Genomic DNA, 18,432 nt, shown 5'->3' with positions numbered 1-18,432 from the left:
CCCTCATAAAGACGCTTCCCTTCGATCCAGCATGTCCTGCGTGATCAGCGTGACGCCGCCTTCCGAGACGCGGAACCATTTCGCGTCCTCGTCGGGGTCCTCGCCGACGACCAGCCCTTCGGGGATTCTGACGGCGCGGTCAATGACCACATTGGTCAAACGCGCGTGTCGGGCGACATTGGCATAGGGCAACACCACCGCGCGCTCCAGGCTGGAATAGGAATTGGTATGGACCTGGGTGAACAACAGCGACTCGCGGATCTCGCTGCCCGAGATGATGCAGCCGCCCGAGATCAGCGAGCTGACGGCGCTGCCGCGGCGGTCAGGCTCGTCATGGATGAACTTGGCGGGCGGCACCAGCTCGGAATAGGTCCAGATCGGCCAGTCGCGGTCCCAGAGGTTCAGGTCGGGGTTGAAGTCGGTCAGGTCGATATTCGCCCGCCAGAAGGCGTCGACCGTGCCCACGTCGCGCCAATAGACCGGATCGCCGTCCGAGCGCACGCAGCTGTCGGCAAAGCGATGCGCCTGCGCCTTGCCGTTCCTGACGATCTGCGGGATCAGGTCGTTGCCGAAATCATGGCTGGAATTGTCGTCCTGCATGTCGCGGATCAAGAGGTCGCGCAGGAAGTCCCAGCGGAACACATAGATGCCCATCGAGGCCAGCGTCACCTCGGGATCATCCGGCGTGCCGGGCGGATCGGCAGGCTTTTCCAGGAAGCTGGTGATGACGTCCTTGCCGTCCACCGCCATGACGCCGAAGGCCGAGGCCTCGGCCCGCGGCACGGTCAGGCAGCCGATGGTTACGTCCGCACCCGCCTCGACATGGTGGCGGATCATCAGTTCGTAATCCATCTTGTAGATATGATCGCCGGCCAGGATCAGCACGTAATCGACGCCGTAGCTGTCGATGATGTCGATGTTCTGCGCCACCGCATCGGCCGTGCCGCGATACCACATCGATTCGTCGTAACGCTGGGACGCGGGCAGGATATCGAGGAACTCGTTGCGCTCGGCGCGAAAGAAGTTCCAGCCGCGCTGGACATGGCGGATCAGGCTGTGGGCCTTGTATTGCGTGGCCAGCGCCATTTTGCGGATGCCCGAGTTCAGCGCGTTCGACAGCGCGAAATCGATGATCCGCGACTTGCCGCCGAAATAGACCGCGGGCTTCACGCGCTTGTCGGTCAGTTCGCGCAGGCGCGAGCCGCGGCCGCCGGCCAGAATGAAGGCCATGGATCGTCTGGAAAGCCTTTCCTCACGCGGTGCCATCTCTCTGCCCTCTCCCTTTTTGCCCGGCGCGCGGGTGTGGTTGCTATGATGTCGTCCTGTCGTCCTTGATGAAAATCAGCGTCGAAAGCGGCGGCAGCACCAGGTCGGCATGGGCGGGCTGGCCGTGGCTTTCGCCCGGCAGGGCGGTGACGCGGCCCAGATTGCCGCGCCCGGCCCCGCCATAGACCTCGGCATCGGTGTTCAGCACCTCGCGCCACAGGCCCGGCTGCGGAAAGCCCATGCGCCAGCCGCTGCGCTCGACCGGGGTGAAGTTGCAGACCACCACCACCGCGGCATCGCCCGGACCACCGCGCCGGATCCAGGCATAGATGGAATGCGCGGCGTCATTGGCCTCGATCCACTGGAAGCCGGCACCGTCGCAATCCTTCGCGTAAAGCGCGGGGGTCGCGCGATAGATGGCGTTCAGGTCGCGCACCAGCAATTGCATGCCGTAATGCAGCGGGTTGCCGATGCAGGCCCAGTCGATCTCGGCATCGTGGTTCCATTCCGACCCCTGGGCGAATTCCTGGCCCATGAACAGCAGCTTCTTGCCCGGATGGCCCCACATGAAGCCGTAATAGGCGCGCAGGTTGGCGAATTTCTCCCATTCGCTGCCGGGCATCTTGGCCAGCATCGAGCCCTTGCCGTGCACCACCTCGTCATGGCTGATCGGCAGGATGAAATTCTCGGAAAAGGCGTAATGCAGGCCGAAGGTCATCTGGTGGTGATGATGCTTGCGATGGATCGGCTCGCGCCGGATATAATCCAGCGTGTCGTTCATCCAGCCCATGTTCCACTTGAAGCCGAAGCCCAGGCCGCCTTCATGCACCGGCCGCGAGACCTTGGGGTAGCTGGTCGATTCCTCGGCCACCGTCATGATGCCCGGTTCCTCGCCATAGGTCAGGCGGTTCATCTCCTGCAGCATGGCGATGGCTTCGTAATTCTCGCGCCCGCCGTCCTTGTTGGGGATCCATTGCCCCTCGGCACGGGAATAGTCGCGATAGAGCATCGAGGCCACCGCATCCACCCGCAGCCCGTCGAGGTGATATTCCCGAAGCCAATAAAGCGCGTTCGAGGTCAGGTAGTTCATCACCTCGCTGCGGCCGTAATTGTAGATCAGCGTGTTCCAGTCCTGGTGAAAGCCCTCGCGCGGGTCGGCATGCTCGTAAAGCGCGGTGCCGTCGAACTGCACCAGCCCGTGCGGATCGGTCGGGAAATGGCCGGGCACCCAGTCGAGGATCACCCCCAGCCCCGCCTTGTGCGCAGCGTTCACCAGGTCGCGGAACTCGTGCGGCGGGCCGAAGCGGATGGTCGGCGCGAACAGCCCGACCGGCTGGTAGCCCCATGAGCCGTCAAAGGGGTATTCGCTGATCGGCAACAGCTCGATATGGGTGAAGCCCATGTCGCGGGCGTAATCGACCAGCTCCACCGCCGCCTCGCGGTATGAGATCGGCCGGCCGCCGTCCTTCCTGCGCCAGCTGCCCAGATGCACCTCGTAGATCGAGATCGGGCGGTCGATGCGCTGCGCCGCGGCCCGTGTGCCCATCCAGCCGCCATCCGACCAGCCATAGCCCGCGATGTCGCGCACCACCGAGGCGGTGGCCGGCGGGTGCTGGGCGCCGAAGCCGACCGGGTCGGCCTTTTGCGCCAGCCCGCCATAGGCGCCGAGGATCTCGTATTTATAGGCGGTGCCCTCGCCCAGGCCGGGCATGAAGATCTCCCATACGCCGGTCGCGCCGCGGCGGCGCATGACATGGCGCCGCCCGTCCCAGGCGTTGAAATCCCCGATCAGCGAGACGCGGCGGGCATTGGGCGCCCAGACAGCGAAATGCGTGCCGGCCGTGCCCTGATGCTCGATCACATGCGCGCCGAGCGCCTGCCAGAGCCGCCGGTGCCGGCCTTCGCCCAGCAGGTATTCGTCAAGCTCGCCCAAGACCGGGCCGAAGCGATAGGCATCCTCGACCAGCCATTCCTCGCCGTCGCGGCGCCCGCGCAAGAGATAGGGTTCCGCGCCCGGCACCTTGCCGTGGAACAGGCCCGGACAGCCCTCGACCGGCGCCAGCGGATGCGCCTTGCCGCCGACCATGGCCGCCAGTTCCAGAGCGCCGGGATCGAAGGCGGTGACATGGCGCAAGCCCCCCCGCGGATGCGGACCAAGGACCGCGAAGGGATCGTCGAAGCGCCCCTCGGCGATGCGGGCCAGCACCGCGGGGTCGGCGACTTCATTGGGGTCGATCTGCGCCATGGTTCCCCCCCTTGCGGCGTCACTCCTGCCCGAGCAGGCTTTTCACGTTCCAGATGTCCTGCATATAGCCGCGGATGGTGCGATCCGACGAGAACCAGCCCGAGCGCGCCACGTTCAGCGCCGCCATGCGCGTCCATTCCGCGCGGTTGGCATAGGCAAAATCCACCTCGCGCTGCGCCCGCCAGTAATCGGCGAAATCCGAGGCGACCAGGAAGTAATCCGCCCCCGTCAGGTTCTCGACGATATTGGCATAGCGGTCCGGCTCGCCGGGGCTGAAGGCGCCGCTGCGGATCGCCTCGACGGCGCGCTTGAGGCGCGGATCGGCGGCGACCGCGCGGGCGGCATGGTCGGGGACGGCGCGGCGGGCCTCGGCCTCCTCGGCGGTCAGGCCGAACAGGAAGAAGTTCTCGGGCCCCACCAGTTCGCGGATCTCGACATTGGCGCCGTCCAGCGTGCCGATGGTCGGCGCGCCGTTCAGCGCGAATTTCATGTTGCCGGTGCCCGACGCCTCCTTGCCGGCCGTCGAGATCTGCTCGGACAGGTCGGCGGCCGGGATCAGCCGCTCGGCCAGCGTCACGTTGTAGTTGGGCAGATAGAGGATCTGCAGCTTCTCCTTCGTGGCCGCGTCGGCATTGATGACGGCAGCGACGTCGTTGATCAGCCGGATGATGTCCTTGGCAAAGAAATAGCCCGGCGCCGCCTTGCCGCCAAAGATCTTGACCCGCGCCGTCCAGTCCGTGGACGGGTTCTCGCGCATCTCCTGCCACAGGGCGATGGCTTCCAGGATGTTCAGGTGCTGGCGCTTGTATTCGTGGATGCGCTTGATCTGCACGTCGAACAGCGCCTGCGGATCCAGCATCACGCCATGGTCGCGGGCGATCCAGCCGCTCAGATCGGCCTTGTTGGCGGCCTTCACGGCGGCGAATTCCTCCAGCCAGCCGGCATCGGCGACATGGGGCTCCAGCGCCTGCAACTGCTCCAGATCGCCCACCCAACCGTCGCCGATGGTCCGGGTGATCAGCCGCGCCAGGCGCGGGTTGCAGCCCAAAAGCCAGCGCCGCGGCGTGACGCCGTTGGTCTGGTTCACGATGCGGTCGGGCCAGATGCGATGCTGGTCGGCAAAGACCGTGGTCTTCATCAGCCCGGTATGCAGCGCCGAGACGCCGTTCACGCGGTTCGACAGGATGAAGGACAGCTCGCCCATCCGCACCTTGCCGTCGCCGCGCGCGGTGTTGCGGCGGTCGGGATGTGCGCGGGCATCCTCGGCGTCGATGCGGCCGATGATCTGCAGATGCCGCGGCAGCAGGTCGCCGAAAAGCCCCTCGCCCCAGCTTTCCAGCGCCTCGGGCAAGAGCGTGTGGTTGGTGTAGTTCACGCAAGCCCTGGTGATCGCCAGCGCCTCGTCGAAGGGCAGGCCGCGTTCGTCATGCAGGATGCGCAGCAGCTCCGGCCCGGCGATGGCGGGATGGGTATCGTTCAGCTGGATCGCCACCTTCTGCGGCAACAGGCGCAGGTCGGCATGCTCGGCCTCGAAGCGGCGCAGGATGTCGCGAATCGAGGCGGCCGAGAAGAAATATTCCTGCGTCAGCCGCAGCCGCTTGCCCTTTTCGGTCGAATCCTCGGGATAAAGCACGCGCGAGATGGTGCGCGCCAGCGCCTCGGCCTCGGCCGCAGCGGCGAAATCGCCGGCATTAAAGCGGGCCAGGTCGAAGGGATCGACCGCCCGTCCGGCCCAGAGCCGCAGCGTATTGGCCCAGGCGCCGCGCCAGCCGATGACCGGGATGTCATAGGCTTCGGATTGCACGAAGCTTTCGGGTTCCCAGACCGCGCGGCCGTCGCGGGTCGCGACCCGGCCGCCGAGACCCAGGACAAAACGCGCCTCGGGGCGTTCGAACTGCCAGACGAAGGGCTGTTCCAGCCAGTCCTCGGGCGATTCCATCTGCCGCCCTTCGGCAAAGCTCTGGCGAAACAGCCCGTGCTCGTAGCGGATGCCATAGCCATAGGCCGGGCAACCCAGCGTGGCGAGCGATTCCATGAAACAGGCCGCCAGCCGGCCCAGGCCGCCATTGCCCAATGCCGCGTCGGGCTCGTCCAGCAGCACGCCGCGCCAGTCGAGGCCGAAGCTTTCGACCGCCTCCTGTGCCTCGTCGACCAGTTGCAGGTTGACGATATTGTCCTGAAGCAGCCGGCCGATCAGGAATTCCATCGACAGGTAATAGACCCGCTTGGCATCGGCGCGATAGGTGGCGCGGGTCGATGCCATCCAGCGGTCCACGATGCGGTCGCGCACCGCATGGCTCAGCGCCAGCCGCCAGTCGAAAAGCTGCGCGTGGTCGGGATCCTTGCCCAGCGTATAGGTCAGGTGCCACAGGATCGCGTCGCGGAAATCGCTTTGGGGCATGTCGTCCCTGGCCATGGATCACCCTTTGTCGGCACACCCGTATCCTTTCGGGTCATCTCTTGGCTTAAGGCATCCGTGATCGAAAGCAAGCGGTTGGGAGAAAATTCTGTTAGCGTTAACCGGCGCGGGCAATATCGCGCCGAAACCCGGCGCGGGACGCCGGAAACACCCGCCCCTGCCGCATTGTGCGCTGCAGGATTGCGCCAAACCGGGCAAGGGCCGCATGTTCTGCGGCCCCTTGACCGGTCAGAAATCCAGGCCCAGGTCCAGGGTGCGCGCCGAATGGGTCAGCGCGCCGACCGAGATGTAATCCACCCCCGTCGCCGCCACCTCGGCCACGCGAGCCAGCCGCATGTTGCCCGAGGCTTCCAGCACCACCCGGCCCTGGGCCATGGCCACCGCCTCGCGCAGCGCGGCCGTTTCCATGTTGTCCAGCAGCACGACATCGGCGCCGCCCTCCTCCAGCACCTCTGCAAGCTGGTCGAGCCGGTCCACCTCGATCTCGACCCGCACCATATGCGAGGCACGGGCCTTGACGGCCTGCAGGACCGGCCGGATGCCGCCCGCCGCGGCGATGTGATTGTCCTTGATCAGGATCGCGTCCGACAGGCTGAAGCGATGGTTGAAGCCGCCGCCATGCAGCACCGCCTGCTTCTCGACCAGCCGCAGGCCGGGGGTGGTCTTGCGGGTGCAGGTGATGCGCGCCTTCGTCCCCGCCGTCTCGGCCACGAATGCCGCCGTCTGGGTGGCGATGCCGGACAGCCGGCCGGCGAAGTTCAGCGCCACCCGTTCGGCCGAGAGGATCGAGGCCGCCTCGCCCTCGATCTCGGCCAGCGTCTCGCCGGGCTGGAAACGGCTGCCATCGGCATGGTGCAACCGACAGTCCAGCGCGGGGTCGATCAGCCGAAAGGCGATGGCCGCCAGTTGCATGCCAGAGGCCACGCCCGCCTCGCGCGCCACGATCCGCGCCCGGTAGCGGGTGCCGGCCGGGATCACCGTGCGGGTGGTGATGTCGCCATAGGTGCCCAGATCCTCGGTCAGCGCGGCCCGGACCAGCGGTTCCAGGATCATCTCGGGCAGCGGTGGCATCTCGGTCATGTCGTCTCCGGTTCAAGCGAGGCGCGCAGGGCCAGCGCCTGCGAAAGCGTCAGGCGCGAGCGGCGGCCCTCGGGCAGGGTCTGCGGGAAATCGGTGCGGCAATGCGCGCCGCGGCTTTCCTGCCGCATCAGCGCCGCGGCGGCGATCAGCGTGGCGGTGGCGGTCATGTTCAGCAGCACCGGGCAATCGGGCTGCGCCGCCTCGATGGCGGCGATCTCGCGCAGGCAGCGGGTCAGCCCCCCGGCATCGCGCAAGACGCCCGCCCCCTCGGTCATGGCGCGGCGCAGGCGGGCGACCAGCGCCGGATCGGGCACCGGGCCCGGCGGCAGGTCGGGCAGCACGATTTCGGGCGCGTCCTGCGCCGCCGGGCCCAGCCGCACCGCGATGGACAGCGCGCAGCGGCGGGCATAGACCAGCGCCTCCAGAAGCCCGTTCGAGGCCAGCCGGTTGGCGCCGTGCAGCCCGGTCGAACTCGCCTCGCCACAGACCCAGAGCCGGTCGAGGCTGGCGCGGCCGTCGCTGTCCACCGCCACGCCGCCCATGTGGTAATGCGCTGCCGCCGCCACCGGGATCGGCTCGCGCGTCGGGTCGATCCCCGCCCGCGCGCAGGCCCCCGCCACGGCCGGAAACTCGGTCAGGATGCGGTCGCCCAGACAGGCGCGGGTGTCCAGCATCGGCCGCAGCCCGGCCTGGCTTTGCGCATAGATGGCGCGCGCCACCACGTCGCGCGGCGCCAATTCGGCATCGGGATGCACCGCCGGCATGAAGCGTTCGCCCAGCCGGTTGACCAGATGTGCGCCCTCGCCGCGCAGCGCCTCGGTGGCCAGCGGCGCCGGATCCTCGCCGCAATCGATGGCGGTGGGGTGGAACTGCACGAATTCCGCATCGGCGATCTCGGCCCCGGCCCGCGCCGCCATGCCGATCACCTGGCCGCGGATGCGCGGCGGATTGGTGGTCAGCGCGTAAAGCCCGCCCGAGCCGCCGCCGGCCAGCAGCACCGCCGGCGCCCGGATCAGCAGCGGCGCCGAGCCCTGCGGGCCGGAAAGCGCCACCTCGACCCCCGCGACCCTGCCGTCCTCGACCCGCAGCCCGGTGGCCATCACCCCCTCCAGCACCTGCACCGAGGGGGCCTCGCGCAGGCAGGCGACCAGCGCGCGCATGATCTCGGCCCCGGCCTGGTCACCGCGCACCCGCACGACGCGGGCGAAGCTGTGCGCCGCCTCGCGCGACAGCACATAGCCGCCATCCGGCCTGCGGTCGAAAGGGGTGCCGAGCCGGGTCAGGTCCAGGATATGCGCCCGCGCCTCCTCCGTGACCAGCGCCGCGATGGCGGGATCGACGGTGCCGGCGCCGGCGCGGAGCGTGTCGCGGGCATGGGCCGCGGCGCTGTCGGCCGGGTCCATGGCCGCCGCCACCCCGCCCTGCGCCCAGGCCGAACTTGCGCCCTGGCCCAGCACCTCGGGCGAGATCATCAGCACCGGGCGCGGCGCCAGTTTCAGCGCCGCGTAAAGCGCGCCCAGGCCGGCGCCCACAATGACGACGCGGCCGGTCGAAACCTCGCGCACCTCAGGCTGCCAGACGCTGCGACAGGTCGATCATGCGCTGCACCGCCAGCCGGGCGCGATCGGCGACTTGCGGATCGACCTCGACCACACCGGTCATGGTGTGCAGCGACCAGAGCACCTTCTCCAGCGTGATCTTCTGCATGTAGGGGCACATGTTGCAGGGTCCGAGGAACTCGACCTCGGGATTGGCGTCCGAGATGTTCGAGGCCATCGAGCATTCCGTGACCAGCATCACCTGCCTGGGCCGCTCGGCCTCGACCCAGTCCTGGATATTGGCGGTCGAGCCGGCATAATCGGCTTCGGCCACCACCTCGGGCGGGCATTCGGGATGGGCGATGATCTTCAGCCCCGGATTCCAGTCGCGGAAGTCGCGCAGATCCTGCGCCGTGAACTGCTCGTGCACGATGCAGGCGCCGTCCCACCAGACGATGCGCTTTTGCGGCACCTTGTTCGCCACATTCTGCGCCAGCCATTTGTCCGGCGTCATGATGATCGTGTCGGCATCCAGCGCCGCCACGATCTGCGCCGCATTCGCGCTGGTGCAGCAGATGTCCGAGGCGGCCTTCACCTCGGCGGTGGTGTTGACATAGCTGACCACCGGCGCGCCCGGGTAACGCGCGCGCATCTGGGCGATGCCCTCGGCGGTGATGCTTTCGGCCAGCGAGCAGCCGGCCTCCATGTCGGGCATCAGCACCGTCTTTTGCGGGTTCAGGATCTTCGAGGTCTCGGCCATGAAATGCACGCCGCATTGCACGATCACCTGCGCCTCGACCTTGGTCGCGGCGATGGCCAGCGCCAGGCTGTCGCCCACCACGTCGGAAATGCCGTGATAGATCTGCGGCGTCATGTAGTTATGCGCCAGCACCACGGCATTGCGTTCCTTTTTCAGCTTGTTGATCGCCGCGACATAGGGGGCGTGGATCGCCCAATCCGGCCAGGGCATGACGCGGCCCATCCGGGCATGGACATCCGCCATGCGCTCGGCCAGCTCGAGCGAGGGCTCGAGATCGTAATGCGAGCCCAGCTCGCTGCGGATGGTCGTCAGATCGAGCATTCGGTCCCCCCACTCTGCCCGCGTCGCAGTCACCCCGGATATAATGCGCCGGGCCCCCGATACCAGAGCCCCGGGCCTGTGAGTCGCGGTTCCTAACCCATGGATGACGCTCGGGCAACGCAAATGCTAAGCTGCGCCAAAAGGACAAGCCGCCTTGCCGGCCCCTGACGTCTGGACCTCGGGCCGTCCTGCGGTAAAAATGAACAGTAAAGTGATCGGGTTCAGGCCATGAAAGAGTTCCAAGACAGTTCCCCTGTGCCGCCCAGCCTGCGAAACCTCCAGATCCTGGAAGCCCTGGCCCGCGAGGCGCGCCCGATGACCGCGACCGAGATCAATGCCAGCCTGGGCCTGCCCAAGCCCACCATCCACCGCCTGGTCGCCAACCTGGAGCAAGAGGGCTACCTGTCGCGCCAGCTCGACGGGCGCAGCTACCTGCCCGGCCTCAAGCTGCGCCAGATGATGCTGGGCGTCATGCATGCCTGCCAATACGACCTGCCGCGCCACGACGTGCTGGTGCGGCTGTTCACCGCCGTGGGCGAGACCTGTTCGATCTCGATCCCCGAAGGCGACACGCTGGTCTATGTGGACCGCGTCGAGACGAACTGGCCCCTGCGGCTGGTGATCCAGCTGGGCACCCGCGTGCCGCTGCATGCCACCGCGGCCGGCAAGGTCTGCCTGGCCTTCATGAACCCGCAAAGCGTCGAGCATTTCCTGCGCCATGCCCGGCTGCATCCGCATACGCCGAACACCTTCGCCTCGGCCGAAAGCCTGCGCGAGGAACTGGCGCGGGTGCGCGAACAGGGCCATGCCATCGACGACCAGGAATTCATTCCCGGCATGATCGGGATCTCGGTCCCGGCGCTGGATGGGCGCGGCCGGGTTCTGGCCGCCGTGACCTTCCACGCGCCGGTGCAGCGCATGTCGCTGGAAACGGCGATGACGCATCTGCCGGCGCTGAAGCGCGCGGCAAGCGAACTGGCCGACCTGGCCTGACCGGTTCAGCCGGCCCAGGTGGCGGGGATCAGCCCGCGCAGCGCATTGCCGACCCACAGCCGGACATGGGGCAGATCCCCGGCCAGCAGCAATTCCTCGCGGCAGGTGCCCTCGGCCAGCATCCCGGCGCGCAGCACGCCCGGCAGAAGCCCGCAGGACAGCGGCGGGGTGCGCATGCCCTGGCCGCGGTCGAAGAAGACCGTGGTGATGGTGCCGTCGCAGACCTCGCCGCGCTCGTTCAGGAAGACCGCCTCCTCGACCCCCTCGGGCAGCGCGGCGCGGGCGGCGTCGTAATGCGCCCGCCGCGTGGTCTTGAGCCTGAGCCAGGGATCGACCGAATTGAGCCGCGTACCGGCCAGCGCCAGCCGCCATTGCGGGCGCGACTGCGGCAGGGGCGCGCGCGTCACCTCGATCCGCCCGGCGCGGTCCAGCGTCAGCCGCAACCGCGCAGGCTGGCCCGCAGGCCCGACCAGAGCGGCGCGGGCGGCCTGCGCGTCGCAGGACCAGCCCAGCGTCCGCGCCCCCGCCACCAGCCGCGCCAGATGCCCCGCGATCCGCGGGCAGCCGGCACCGTCCCACAGCACCGTCTCGATCAGCCGCAGTTCGGGATCGTCAGATCCTGCGCGTAGCGGGCTTTCCATAGCGCCTCCTCCCATTCGCCTTCCGCGGTCGAATCCTGCACCACGCCGCCGCCGACATTCAGCGTGACCTCGCCATCCGGCCAGACCGACAGCGTGCGGATCGCGACCGAGAAACAGGCCGCACCGTCCGGGGCCATCCAGCCGATGGCGCCGCAATAAACCCCGCGGGGGAACGGCTCGACCTCGCGGATGATCTGCATGGCGCGGATCTTGGGCGCGCCGGTGATCGAGCCGCAGGGAAACAGCACCCGCAGCAGCGCGCCCAGTTCCGCCGGGCGCTCCAGTTGGCCCACCACGCGCGAGCTCATCTGGTGGACGGTGGCAAAGCTGTCCACGGCGAAAAGCTCGGGCACCCGCACCGAGCCCACGCGCGAGAGGCGGGCGATGTCGTTGCGCAGCAGGTCGACGATCATCAGGTTCTCGGCCCGGTTCTTTTCCGATGCCGCCAGCCCCGCCGCCAGGGCCGCGTCGCGCGCCGGATCGGGGTCGCGCGGCGCGGTGCCCTTCATCGGCCGCGCCTCGATCCGGCCCTGCGCATCGAGGCGGAAGAACAGCTCGGGCGAGCGCGAGACCACCACCGGCCCCTGCCCCAGCTCGGCATAGGCGCCGAAACCGACCGGCTGGCGCACGGCCAGCGCGGCGTAAAGCTGCAGCGCCGAGCCGGAGATCAGGCGCGAGCCGATGGGAAAGGTCAGGTTGATCTGGTAGCAATCCCCCGCCGCGATATAGTCGCGGGTGCGGGCAAAGGCGGCCGCGTAATCCTGTTGCGAGATCATGGGTTTCAACGGCGCCAGCCGGGCCGCGCCGGAAGCGGGCAGCGGCGGCGCCGGCTCGGGCGCGTCATGGACGGCGAAAGCCATGAGCGGCGTGCGCCGGCCCGCCGGCATCTCGCGGGCCAGCACCGGCTCCAGCGCATAGCCCAGCTCATAGGACAGGTAGCCGGCGATCCAGGCCCCCTGCCGGCGCCGGGCCTCGAGATGGTCGAGCGCAGAGGCCACATCCTCGGGCCCGGTCACCACCAGCACTTCCCGCGGATCCCGGAACAGGACCGGCTTGCCGTCAGGACCGAATTCGCAAAGGATCACGCGCGCCTCCATTCTCGCCGCGCGGGGTAGCATAGGCGGGGCGGCGCGAACAATGGCCGGCACGGGACCGGCGCGACAATGGCGCGGAATGCCGGGGTCCGCGGTGCCTAGAGAGCCAGCGCCACCCAGGCGCCATTGCGCTTGCTGGAGCGCAGGCAGGCATCGACGAAAGCCACGCCCTCCAGCCCCTCGCGGATGCCGGGAAAGGTCGCCGCCGGGTCCGGAACCGCCCCGTCGCGACGGGCTAGGATGGCGCGCGCCGCCTCGGCATAGATATTCGCGAAACCCTCAAGATAGCCCTCGGGGTGGCCGGCGGGAATGCGGGTCAGGCGCGCGGCCTCAAGCCCCGTGCCGGCGCCGCCGCGCGACAGCCGGTAGCGCGGCCGGCCCAGCGGCGTGACCCACAGGGCATTCGGCTCTTCCTGCGCCCATTCGATGCCGGCGCGGCTGCCATAGACCCGCAGCCGCAGCGCGTTCTCGCAGCCCGAGGCGACCTGCGAACACCACAGCATCCCGCGCGCCCCGCCGCGATAGCGCAAGAGCACATGGCCGTTGTCATCGACCGCCCGGCCCGGCACGAAGCTTTGCAGATCGGCGGCCAGCGCCTCCAGCTCCAGCCCGGTCACGAAGCCGGCCAGGTTGAAGGCATGGGTGCCGATGTCGCCGATGGCCCCGCCCGCACCGGATTGCGCCGGGTCGGTGCGCCAGCCCGCCTGCTTGTTGCCCGCCTGCTCGATGGGCTCGGCCAGCCAGTCCTGCGCGTATTCGACCTGCACCAGCCGGATCTCGCCCAGTTCGCCCGATGCGATCATGGCGCGGGCCTGCCGCACCATCGGATAGCCGGTATAGTTGTGGGTCAGCACGAACAGTGCGTCCGAATCCGCTGCGGCCCCGGCCAGCTTGCGCGCCTCGGGCAGGGTCGCGGTCAGGGGCTTGTCGCAGATGACATGGATGCCGCGCTTCAGGAAGGCGCGGGCGACGGGGGCGTGCAGGTGGTTCGGGGTGACGATGGCCACCGCCTCGATCCCGTCCTTGCGCCGCGCCTCGCGCATCGCCATCTGCGCGAAATCGCCATAGGCGCGGCCCACGCCCAGCTCCGCCGCCGAGGCCGCGCTTTTCTCGGGCGTCGAGGAAAAGCAGCCCGCGACCAGCTCATACTGGTCGTCGATACGCGCGGCGATGCGATGCACGGCACCGATGAAGGCGCCTTGCCCGCCGCCGACCATGCCAAGGCGGATGCGGGGCACGCGGCGGGCCTGCGCGGGAACGGTCTGGGTCATGCCATGCTCCTTGCAAGATGTCCGGCGGCGGCAGGGAGGAGAGGGCCGCCGCCGGATCGGTTGCGCCTAGACGGCGAGGCCGAGCCCGGCCCCGACCGAGGATTCCTCGGCCCGGTCCAGCAGGCGTTGCAGCGCCGCGCCGCGGGCGAAATCGGGATCGACCGCGCCCTCGCCCCGGATCGCGGCGACGAAGCGCTGGTAGATCGTCGGCACCGGCGGGCAGTCGACCTCGTGCCAGGCGGCGATTTCCAGGTCAGGCGACAGGCAGGCGCGCAGCCGGCTCACGCGGTTCTCGAAGCCGACTTCCAGCCCGCCGCGGTCGCCGTAGATCCGCAGCCGCAGGTCGTTCAGGTGCCCGGAGGCAAAGCGCGTCGCCGCCACCGTCCCCAGCGCGCCGTTTTCCAGCACGATCTGCATGGTGGCGCTGTCGTTGGCGTCCAGCACATAGTCGCCGATCCGCCCGCCCGGCGCCTTGTCGAAGGTCTTGAGCAGGCAGGAAACCTGCGCCGCGTCCTGCCCGGCGATATAGGTGGCGAAATCGAGGATATGGATGCCCACATCGCCCAGCACCCCCTTGGAGCCATGCGCGGTCGAGACCCGCCACAGCCATTTCGGGTCGGTGCGCCAATCGCCCCAGCCGGGCTGGGTCAGCCAGCTTTGCAGGTAGCTCGCCTCGAAATGCCGCACCTCGCCGATCTCGCCCGCGCGGACCATCGCGGCGGCCTTTTGCAGCGCCGGCACGTCGCGATAGCTGAGATTGACCATGTTCACCACTCCGGCCCGCGCCGCCGCCTCGGCCATCGCTTCCGCATCCGCGGCATTGGTGGCCAGCGGCTTTTCGCACAGCACATGCTTGCCCGCCGCCAGAAGCGGCATGGTGGTCGGGAAATGCGCAGCATCCGGCGTCACGTTGGTCGCTGCGTCGAACGCGCCCCAGGCCAGCGCCTCGTCCAGGCTGGCGAAGCCGCGGGCAATGCCATGTTCGGCGTTGAAGGCGGCCAGCGGCTCGGGCCGCGGGTCCACGCCGCCCACCAGCTCGACGCCGGGAATGCCGGCGAAGGCACGGGCATGGTTTGCCGCCATGCCGCCGGTGCCGATGACGAGAAGCCGGACCATCAGCGATAGCCCTCCTCGCCGGCGGCGTGCAGCCTGGGACCGCGTTCCTCGATCGGCTCCAGCGCCTGTTCGACCGGGACATTGGGCGCGACGGTCGGCTCGGCCAGCCGCGCGGCCGGGTTATGCGCCCATTTCACCGCGTTCAGGATCACCCGCTGCACATTGGCGTCGTGATAGGTCGGATAGGTTTCGTGGCCGGGGCGGAAATAGAACACGTTCCCGGCCCCGCGCTTGTAGGTCAGGCCCGAGCGGAACACCTCGCCGCCCGCGAACCAGCTGACGAAGACCGTCTCCAGCGGCTCGGGCACGCCGAAGGGCTCGCCATACATCTCCTCGTGCTCCAGCTCGAAATGATCGGGCAGGCCGGCGGCGATGGGATGGTTGCGCGAGGTCAGCCACAGCCGCTCACGCTCGCCCGCCTCGCGCCAGGTCAGGTTGCAGGGGGTGCCCATCAGCCGCTTGAAGGGTTTCGAGAAATGCGCCGAATGCAAAAAGATCATGCCCATGCCGGACCAGACCGCCTCGGCCACGCGCTCGACCACCGCATCCTGCACCTCGCCATGGGCGCAATGGCCCCACCAGATCAGCACGTCGGTTTCGGCCAGCCTCTCGGCCGTCAGCCCATGCTCGGGATCTTGCAGGGTGACGCTGCCGGCCGCGATCCCGTCATCGCGGTTCAGCGCCGCGGCGATGGTGTTGTGCATGCCGTCCGGGTAGATCCCGGCGACGGTCTGGTTCTTCTGCTCGTGGACGTTCTCGCCCCAGACAGTGACTCGGATGGTCATTCATCGCTCCTTGTTGCTCCCCTGCGGAAGCGGGTGGTGGATTCAGCGGATCGGCGCGTCGTTGGCGTCGAAACGGTGCAGGTGGCCCAGGCGCGGCCCAAGGTTCAGCCGCGTGCCCAGCGGCCGGGCCAGCTTGCCCGGCTGGCGCACGACCAGCGGCTCGGCGGCGCCGATCTCGACGAAAAGGTAATGGTCGGCGCCCAGATCCTCGGCATGGACGACCTCGCCCGACCAGGGGCCGGCCTCGACGATGTCGATATGCTCGGGGCGGATACCCAGGGTCGCGCAGTCATGCGCATGCGCGAAACCGTCGGTCAGGAAGTTCATCTTGGGACTGCCGATGAAGCCGGCGACGAAGGTCGAGTTCGGCCGCTCGTAAAGCTCGGCCGGCGTGCCCACCTGCTCCAGCCTGCCGTCGCGCAGCACGGCGATGCGGTCGGCCAGCGTCATCGCCTCGACCTGGTCATGGGTGACGTAGATCATCGTCACGTCCTCCATGCCGTGATGCAGCCGGGCGATCTCCAGCCGCGTCTGCACGCGCAGCGCCGCGTCGAGGTTCGACAGCGGCTCGTCGAACAGGAAGACGCGCGGGTCGCGCACGATGGCGCGGCCGATGGCGACGCGCTGGCGCTGGCCGCCGGACAGTTGCTTGGGCAGGCGGTCCAGCAGGTGCTCGATCTGCAACAGCCGCGCCGCCTCGCGCACGCGGCGGTCGATCTCGGCCTTGCCGGCCTTGGCCAGCTTCATGCCGAAGGCCATGTTGTCATAGACCTTCATATGCGGGTAAAGCGCATAGCTCTGGAACACCATGGCGATGCCGCGGTCCGAGGGCACCAGGTCGTTCACCCGTTGCCCGTCGAACAGCATGTCGCCGCTGGTGATCTCCTCCAGCCCCGAGACCAGCCGCAGCAGCGTGGACTTGCCGCAGCCGGACGGGCCGACGAAGACCATGAACTCGCCCTTGCGGATCTCCAGGTCGATGCCCTTGATGACCTGCAAGCCGCCATAGGACTTGGTGACGTTCTTCAACTCGATCTTGGCCATGGTTCAACCTTTCACGCCGCCGGCGGTCAGGCCCGCCACGATCTTGCGCTGGAAAATGAGGACGAGGACGATCAGCGGCACCGTCACGATGACCGAGGCGGCCATGATCGGGCCCCAGGGGATCTCCTGCTCGGAGGCGCCCGAGAGCAGGCCGATGGCCACCGGCACGGTGCGCATGCTTTCAGTGCTGGTGAAGGTCAGCGCGAACAGGAACTCGTTCCAGGCGCCGATGAAGGCCAGAAGCCCGGTGGTCACCATCGCCGGCCACAGAAGCGGCAGGAAGACGCGGGTGATGATGATCCAGGGGCTGGCGCCGTCGACGATCGCCGCCTCCTCGATCTCGACCGGCAGGTCGCGCATGAAGGTGGTCAGCACCCAGACGGTGAAGGGCAGCGTGAAGATCGTGTAGGACAGGATCATCGCCCAATGGGTGTTGAAGATGCCCAGGAAGCGCACCAGCTCGAACAGCCCGGCCAGCACGGCGATCTGCGGGAACATCGACACGGCCAGGATGGTCATCAGCAGAAGCCCCCGCCCCCGGAACCGCACCCGCGCCAGCGCGTATGAGGCGGTGACGCCCAGGAACAGCGACAGCCCCACCGTGGCCGTGGCGATGATCAGCGAGTTGCCGATGGAATAAAGGAAGTTCCTCGACCCCAGCACCGCCTGGTAGTTGCGCAGGTCGAAGCCCGCGGGCAGGTAATTCACCCGAAACAGTGCCGTCCCCGAGGCGAAGCTGGTCACGACGGCATAGTAGAAGGGAAAGACCGAAAAGACGACGATCACCACGACCAGCGCGTAAAAGCCGATCCGTTTGAGCAGCTTGTGACGGGTCATTTCGAGCCCTCCCCGCCCAGGTCCACGCGGCCGAGCCAGATATAGGCGCTGACGAAGACGGCGATGATCGCGAAGAGCAGCGTCGATTGCGCCGCGCCATAGGCGAACTTGTCGAAGTCGATCATGTTCTCGCGGCTGATGACCGACATGGTCTTGGTGGCCGAGCTGTTCGGCGTCAGCACATAGATCAGGTCGAAGATGCGCAGCGCGTCCAGCATGCGGAAGATCACCGCCACCATCAGCGCCGGCTTGATCAGCGGCAGGGTGACGCGGAAGAACACCTTGACCGGATGGATGCCGTCGATCCGCGCCGCCTCGTAGATGTCGCGCGGCACCATCTGCAAGCCGGCCAGGATCAGCAGCGCCATGAAGGGCGTGGTCTTCCAGATATCGACGATCAGCACGGCGGTCATTGCGGTTTCGGTGCTGGCGGTCCAGGCGATCTTTTCGCTGATCAGCCCCAGCCGCAGCAGGATGTCGTTCAGGATCCCGAACTGGTCGTTCAGCATCCAGGCCCACATCTTGGCCGAGACGATGGTCGGGATCGCCCAGGGGATCAGGATGGCGGCGCGCACCAGGGCGCGGCCCCTGAACTCGGCATTCAGCACCAGCGCCACGATCAGGCCCAGCACCGTCTCGAACCCGACCGAGATCAGCGAGAAGCGGACGGTGTTCCAGACCGCGTTCCACCAGGCCGGATCGACCAGCGTGCCGCGCCAGACCACCCGCCCCGAGGACAGCGTGCGCATCGACAGGTAGTTGTCGAAGCCGATCCATTCGCCGCCATAAAGGTTCGACAGCGTGGTGTTGGTGAACGAGAACCAGATGGTGCGCGCCAGCGGCCAGGCCGCGACGCAGAGCAGCGCGAAAAGCATGGGGGCCAGGAACCAGAAGGCCGCCCTTTGCCGACGCTGCCGCAGGCTGGGACCGCCGCTGCGGCCCGCGATGGGGTCAGTCATGGGGAAACTCCTCATCGGCCGCAGGGGCCGGTCGGGGCCGGCGCAAACCCGCCAGCCCCCGCC

15 protein-coding genes are annotated in these 18,432 nt (G+C 68.2%); 1 reads left to right on the top strand and 14 read right to left on the bottom strand.

The features are described 5' to 3' along the window. Positions 1-3: 3 nt before the first annotated feature. The 6 genes from glgC to nadA all read right to left on the bottom strand — a co-directional run bounded on the left by glgC (position 4) and on the right by nadA (position 9,629). Positions 4-1,266, bottom strand: a complete 1,263-nt coding sequence (glgC, locus tag ACDP63_RS00630; RefSeq protein ID WP_074990341.1) for a glucose-1-phosphate adenylyltransferase — start codon at positions 1,264-1,266, stop codon at positions 4-6. Positions 1,267-1,309: 43 nt separating this feature from the next. Continuing rightward, positions 1,310-3,511, bottom strand: coding sequence for a 1,4-alpha-glucan branching protein GlgB (gene glgB, locus ACDP63_RS00625; protein WP_024842524.1), 2,202 nt, complete (start codon positions 3,509-3,511; stop codon positions 1,310-1,312). Between the two features lie 19 nt (positions 3,512-3,530). Further along, positions 3,531-5,927: a glycogen/starch/alpha-glucan phosphorylase gene (locus tag ACDP63_RS00620; RefSeq protein WP_409927625.1), complete on the bottom strand. Its 2,397-nt coding sequence runs from the start codon at positions 5,925-5,927 to the stop codon at positions 3,531-3,533. A 231-nt stretch (positions 5,928-6,158) separates the two neighbouring features. Beyond that, positions 6,159-7,010 carry a carboxylating nicotinate-nucleotide diphosphorylase gene (gene nadC, locus ACDP63_RS00615; RefSeq protein WP_024842522.1) on the bottom strand — a complete coding sequence of 284 codons (852 nt, stop codon included), beginning with the start codon at positions 7,008-7,010 and terminating at the stop codon, positions 6,159-6,161. Further along, a complete protein-coding gene (locus ACDP63_RS00610) occupies positions 7,007-8,575 on the bottom strand; it encodes an L-aspartate oxidase (RefSeq protein ID WP_409927624.1) in 1,569 nt (522 codons plus the stop codon). The genes nadC and ACDP63_RS00610 overlap by 4 nt, the downstream gene beginning before the upstream one ends. A gap of 1 nt (position 8,576) precedes the next feature. Beyond that, positions 8,577-9,629: a quinolinate synthase NadA gene (gene nadA / locus ACDP63_RS00605; protein WP_024842520.1), complete on the bottom strand. Its 1,053-nt coding sequence runs from the start codon at positions 9,627-9,629 to the stop codon at positions 8,577-8,579. A gap of 228 nt (positions 9,630-9,857) precedes the next feature. Here nadA and ACDP63_RS00600 point away from each other — a divergent pair, with 228 nt between their 5' ends. Next, positions 9,858-10,622, top strand: coding sequence for an IclR family transcriptional regulator (locus ACDP63_RS00600; protein ID WP_409927623.1), 765 nt, complete (start codon positions 9,858-9,860; stop codon positions 10,620-10,622). A 5-nt stretch (positions 10,623-10,627) separates the two neighbouring features. On the opposite strand, the gene ACDP63_RS00595 is transcribed toward ACDP63_RS00600, so the two are convergent. The 8 genes from ACDP63_RS00595 to ACDP63_RS00560 all read right to left on the bottom strand — a co-directional run bounded on the left by ACDP63_RS00595 (position 10,628) and on the right by ACDP63_RS00560 (position 18,369). Beyond that, positions 10,628-11,263, bottom strand: coding sequence for an aminotransferase class IV family protein (locus tag ACDP63_RS00595; RefSeq protein ID WP_028709827.1), 636 nt, complete (start codon positions 11,261-11,263; stop codon positions 10,628-10,630). After that, positions 11,215-12,348 (bottom strand): aminodeoxychorismate synthase component I, encoded by a 1,134-nt coding sequence (locus tag ACDP63_RS00590; protein ID WP_024842517.1) that lies wholly within the window; start codon positions 12,346-12,348, stop codon positions 11,215-11,217. Before ACDP63_RS00590 ends, ACDP63_RS00595 begins: the two co-directional genes overlap by 49 nt. A 107-nt stretch (positions 12,349-12,455) precedes the next feature. After that, positions 12,456-13,628, bottom strand: a complete 1,173-nt coding sequence (locus ACDP63_RS00585; RefSeq protein ID WP_024842516.1) for a Gfo/Idh/MocA family protein — start codon at positions 13,626-13,628, stop codon at positions 12,456-12,458. Positions 13,629-13,694: 66 nt separating this feature from the next. Further along, the gene (locus ACDP63_RS00580) at positions 13,695-14,744 is read right to left on the bottom strand and encodes a Gfo/Idh/MocA family protein (RefSeq protein WP_409927622.1); all 1,050 of its coding nucleotides are present in this window, start codon (positions 14,742-14,744) and stop codon (positions 13,695-13,697) included. Then, the gene (locus ACDP63_RS00575; protein WP_024842514.1) at positions 14,744-15,529 is read right to left on the bottom strand and encodes a ThuA domain-containing protein; all 786 of its coding nucleotides are present in this window, start codon (positions 15,527-15,529) and stop codon (positions 14,744-14,746) included. The genes ACDP63_RS00580 and ACDP63_RS00575 overlap by 1 nt, the downstream gene beginning before the upstream one ends. Before the next feature lie 42 nt (positions 15,530-15,571). Further along, the gene (locus ACDP63_RS00570) at positions 15,572-16,573 is read right to left on the bottom strand and encodes an ABC transporter ATP-binding protein (protein ID WP_024842513.1); all 1,002 of its coding nucleotides are present in this window, start codon (positions 16,571-16,573) and stop codon (positions 15,572-15,574) included. 3 nt (positions 16,574-16,576) lie between these two features. After that, positions 16,577-17,410, bottom strand: coding sequence for a carbohydrate ABC transporter permease (locus ACDP63_RS00565; protein ID WP_024842512.1), 834 nt, complete (start codon positions 17,408-17,410; stop codon positions 16,577-16,579). Further along, positions 17,407-18,369 (bottom strand): carbohydrate ABC transporter permease, encoded by a 963-nt coding sequence (locus tag ACDP63_RS00560; protein ID WP_114669360.1) that lies wholly within the window; start codon positions 18,367-18,369, stop codon positions 17,407-17,409. The genes ACDP63_RS00565 and ACDP63_RS00560 overlap by 4 nt, the downstream gene beginning before the upstream one ends. Between the last annotated feature and the right edge of the window lie 63 nt (positions 18,370-18,432).

The sequence above is a fragment of the Paracoccus sp. P2 genome (assembly GCF_046335115.1).
GTDB lineage: Bacteria > Pseudomonadota > Alphaproteobacteria > Rhodobacterales > Rhodobacteraceae > Paracoccus > Paracoccus pantotrophus.
Note: the sequence above shows the minus strand (reverse complement) of the source record. Positions and strands in the feature narration are given on the sequence as shown.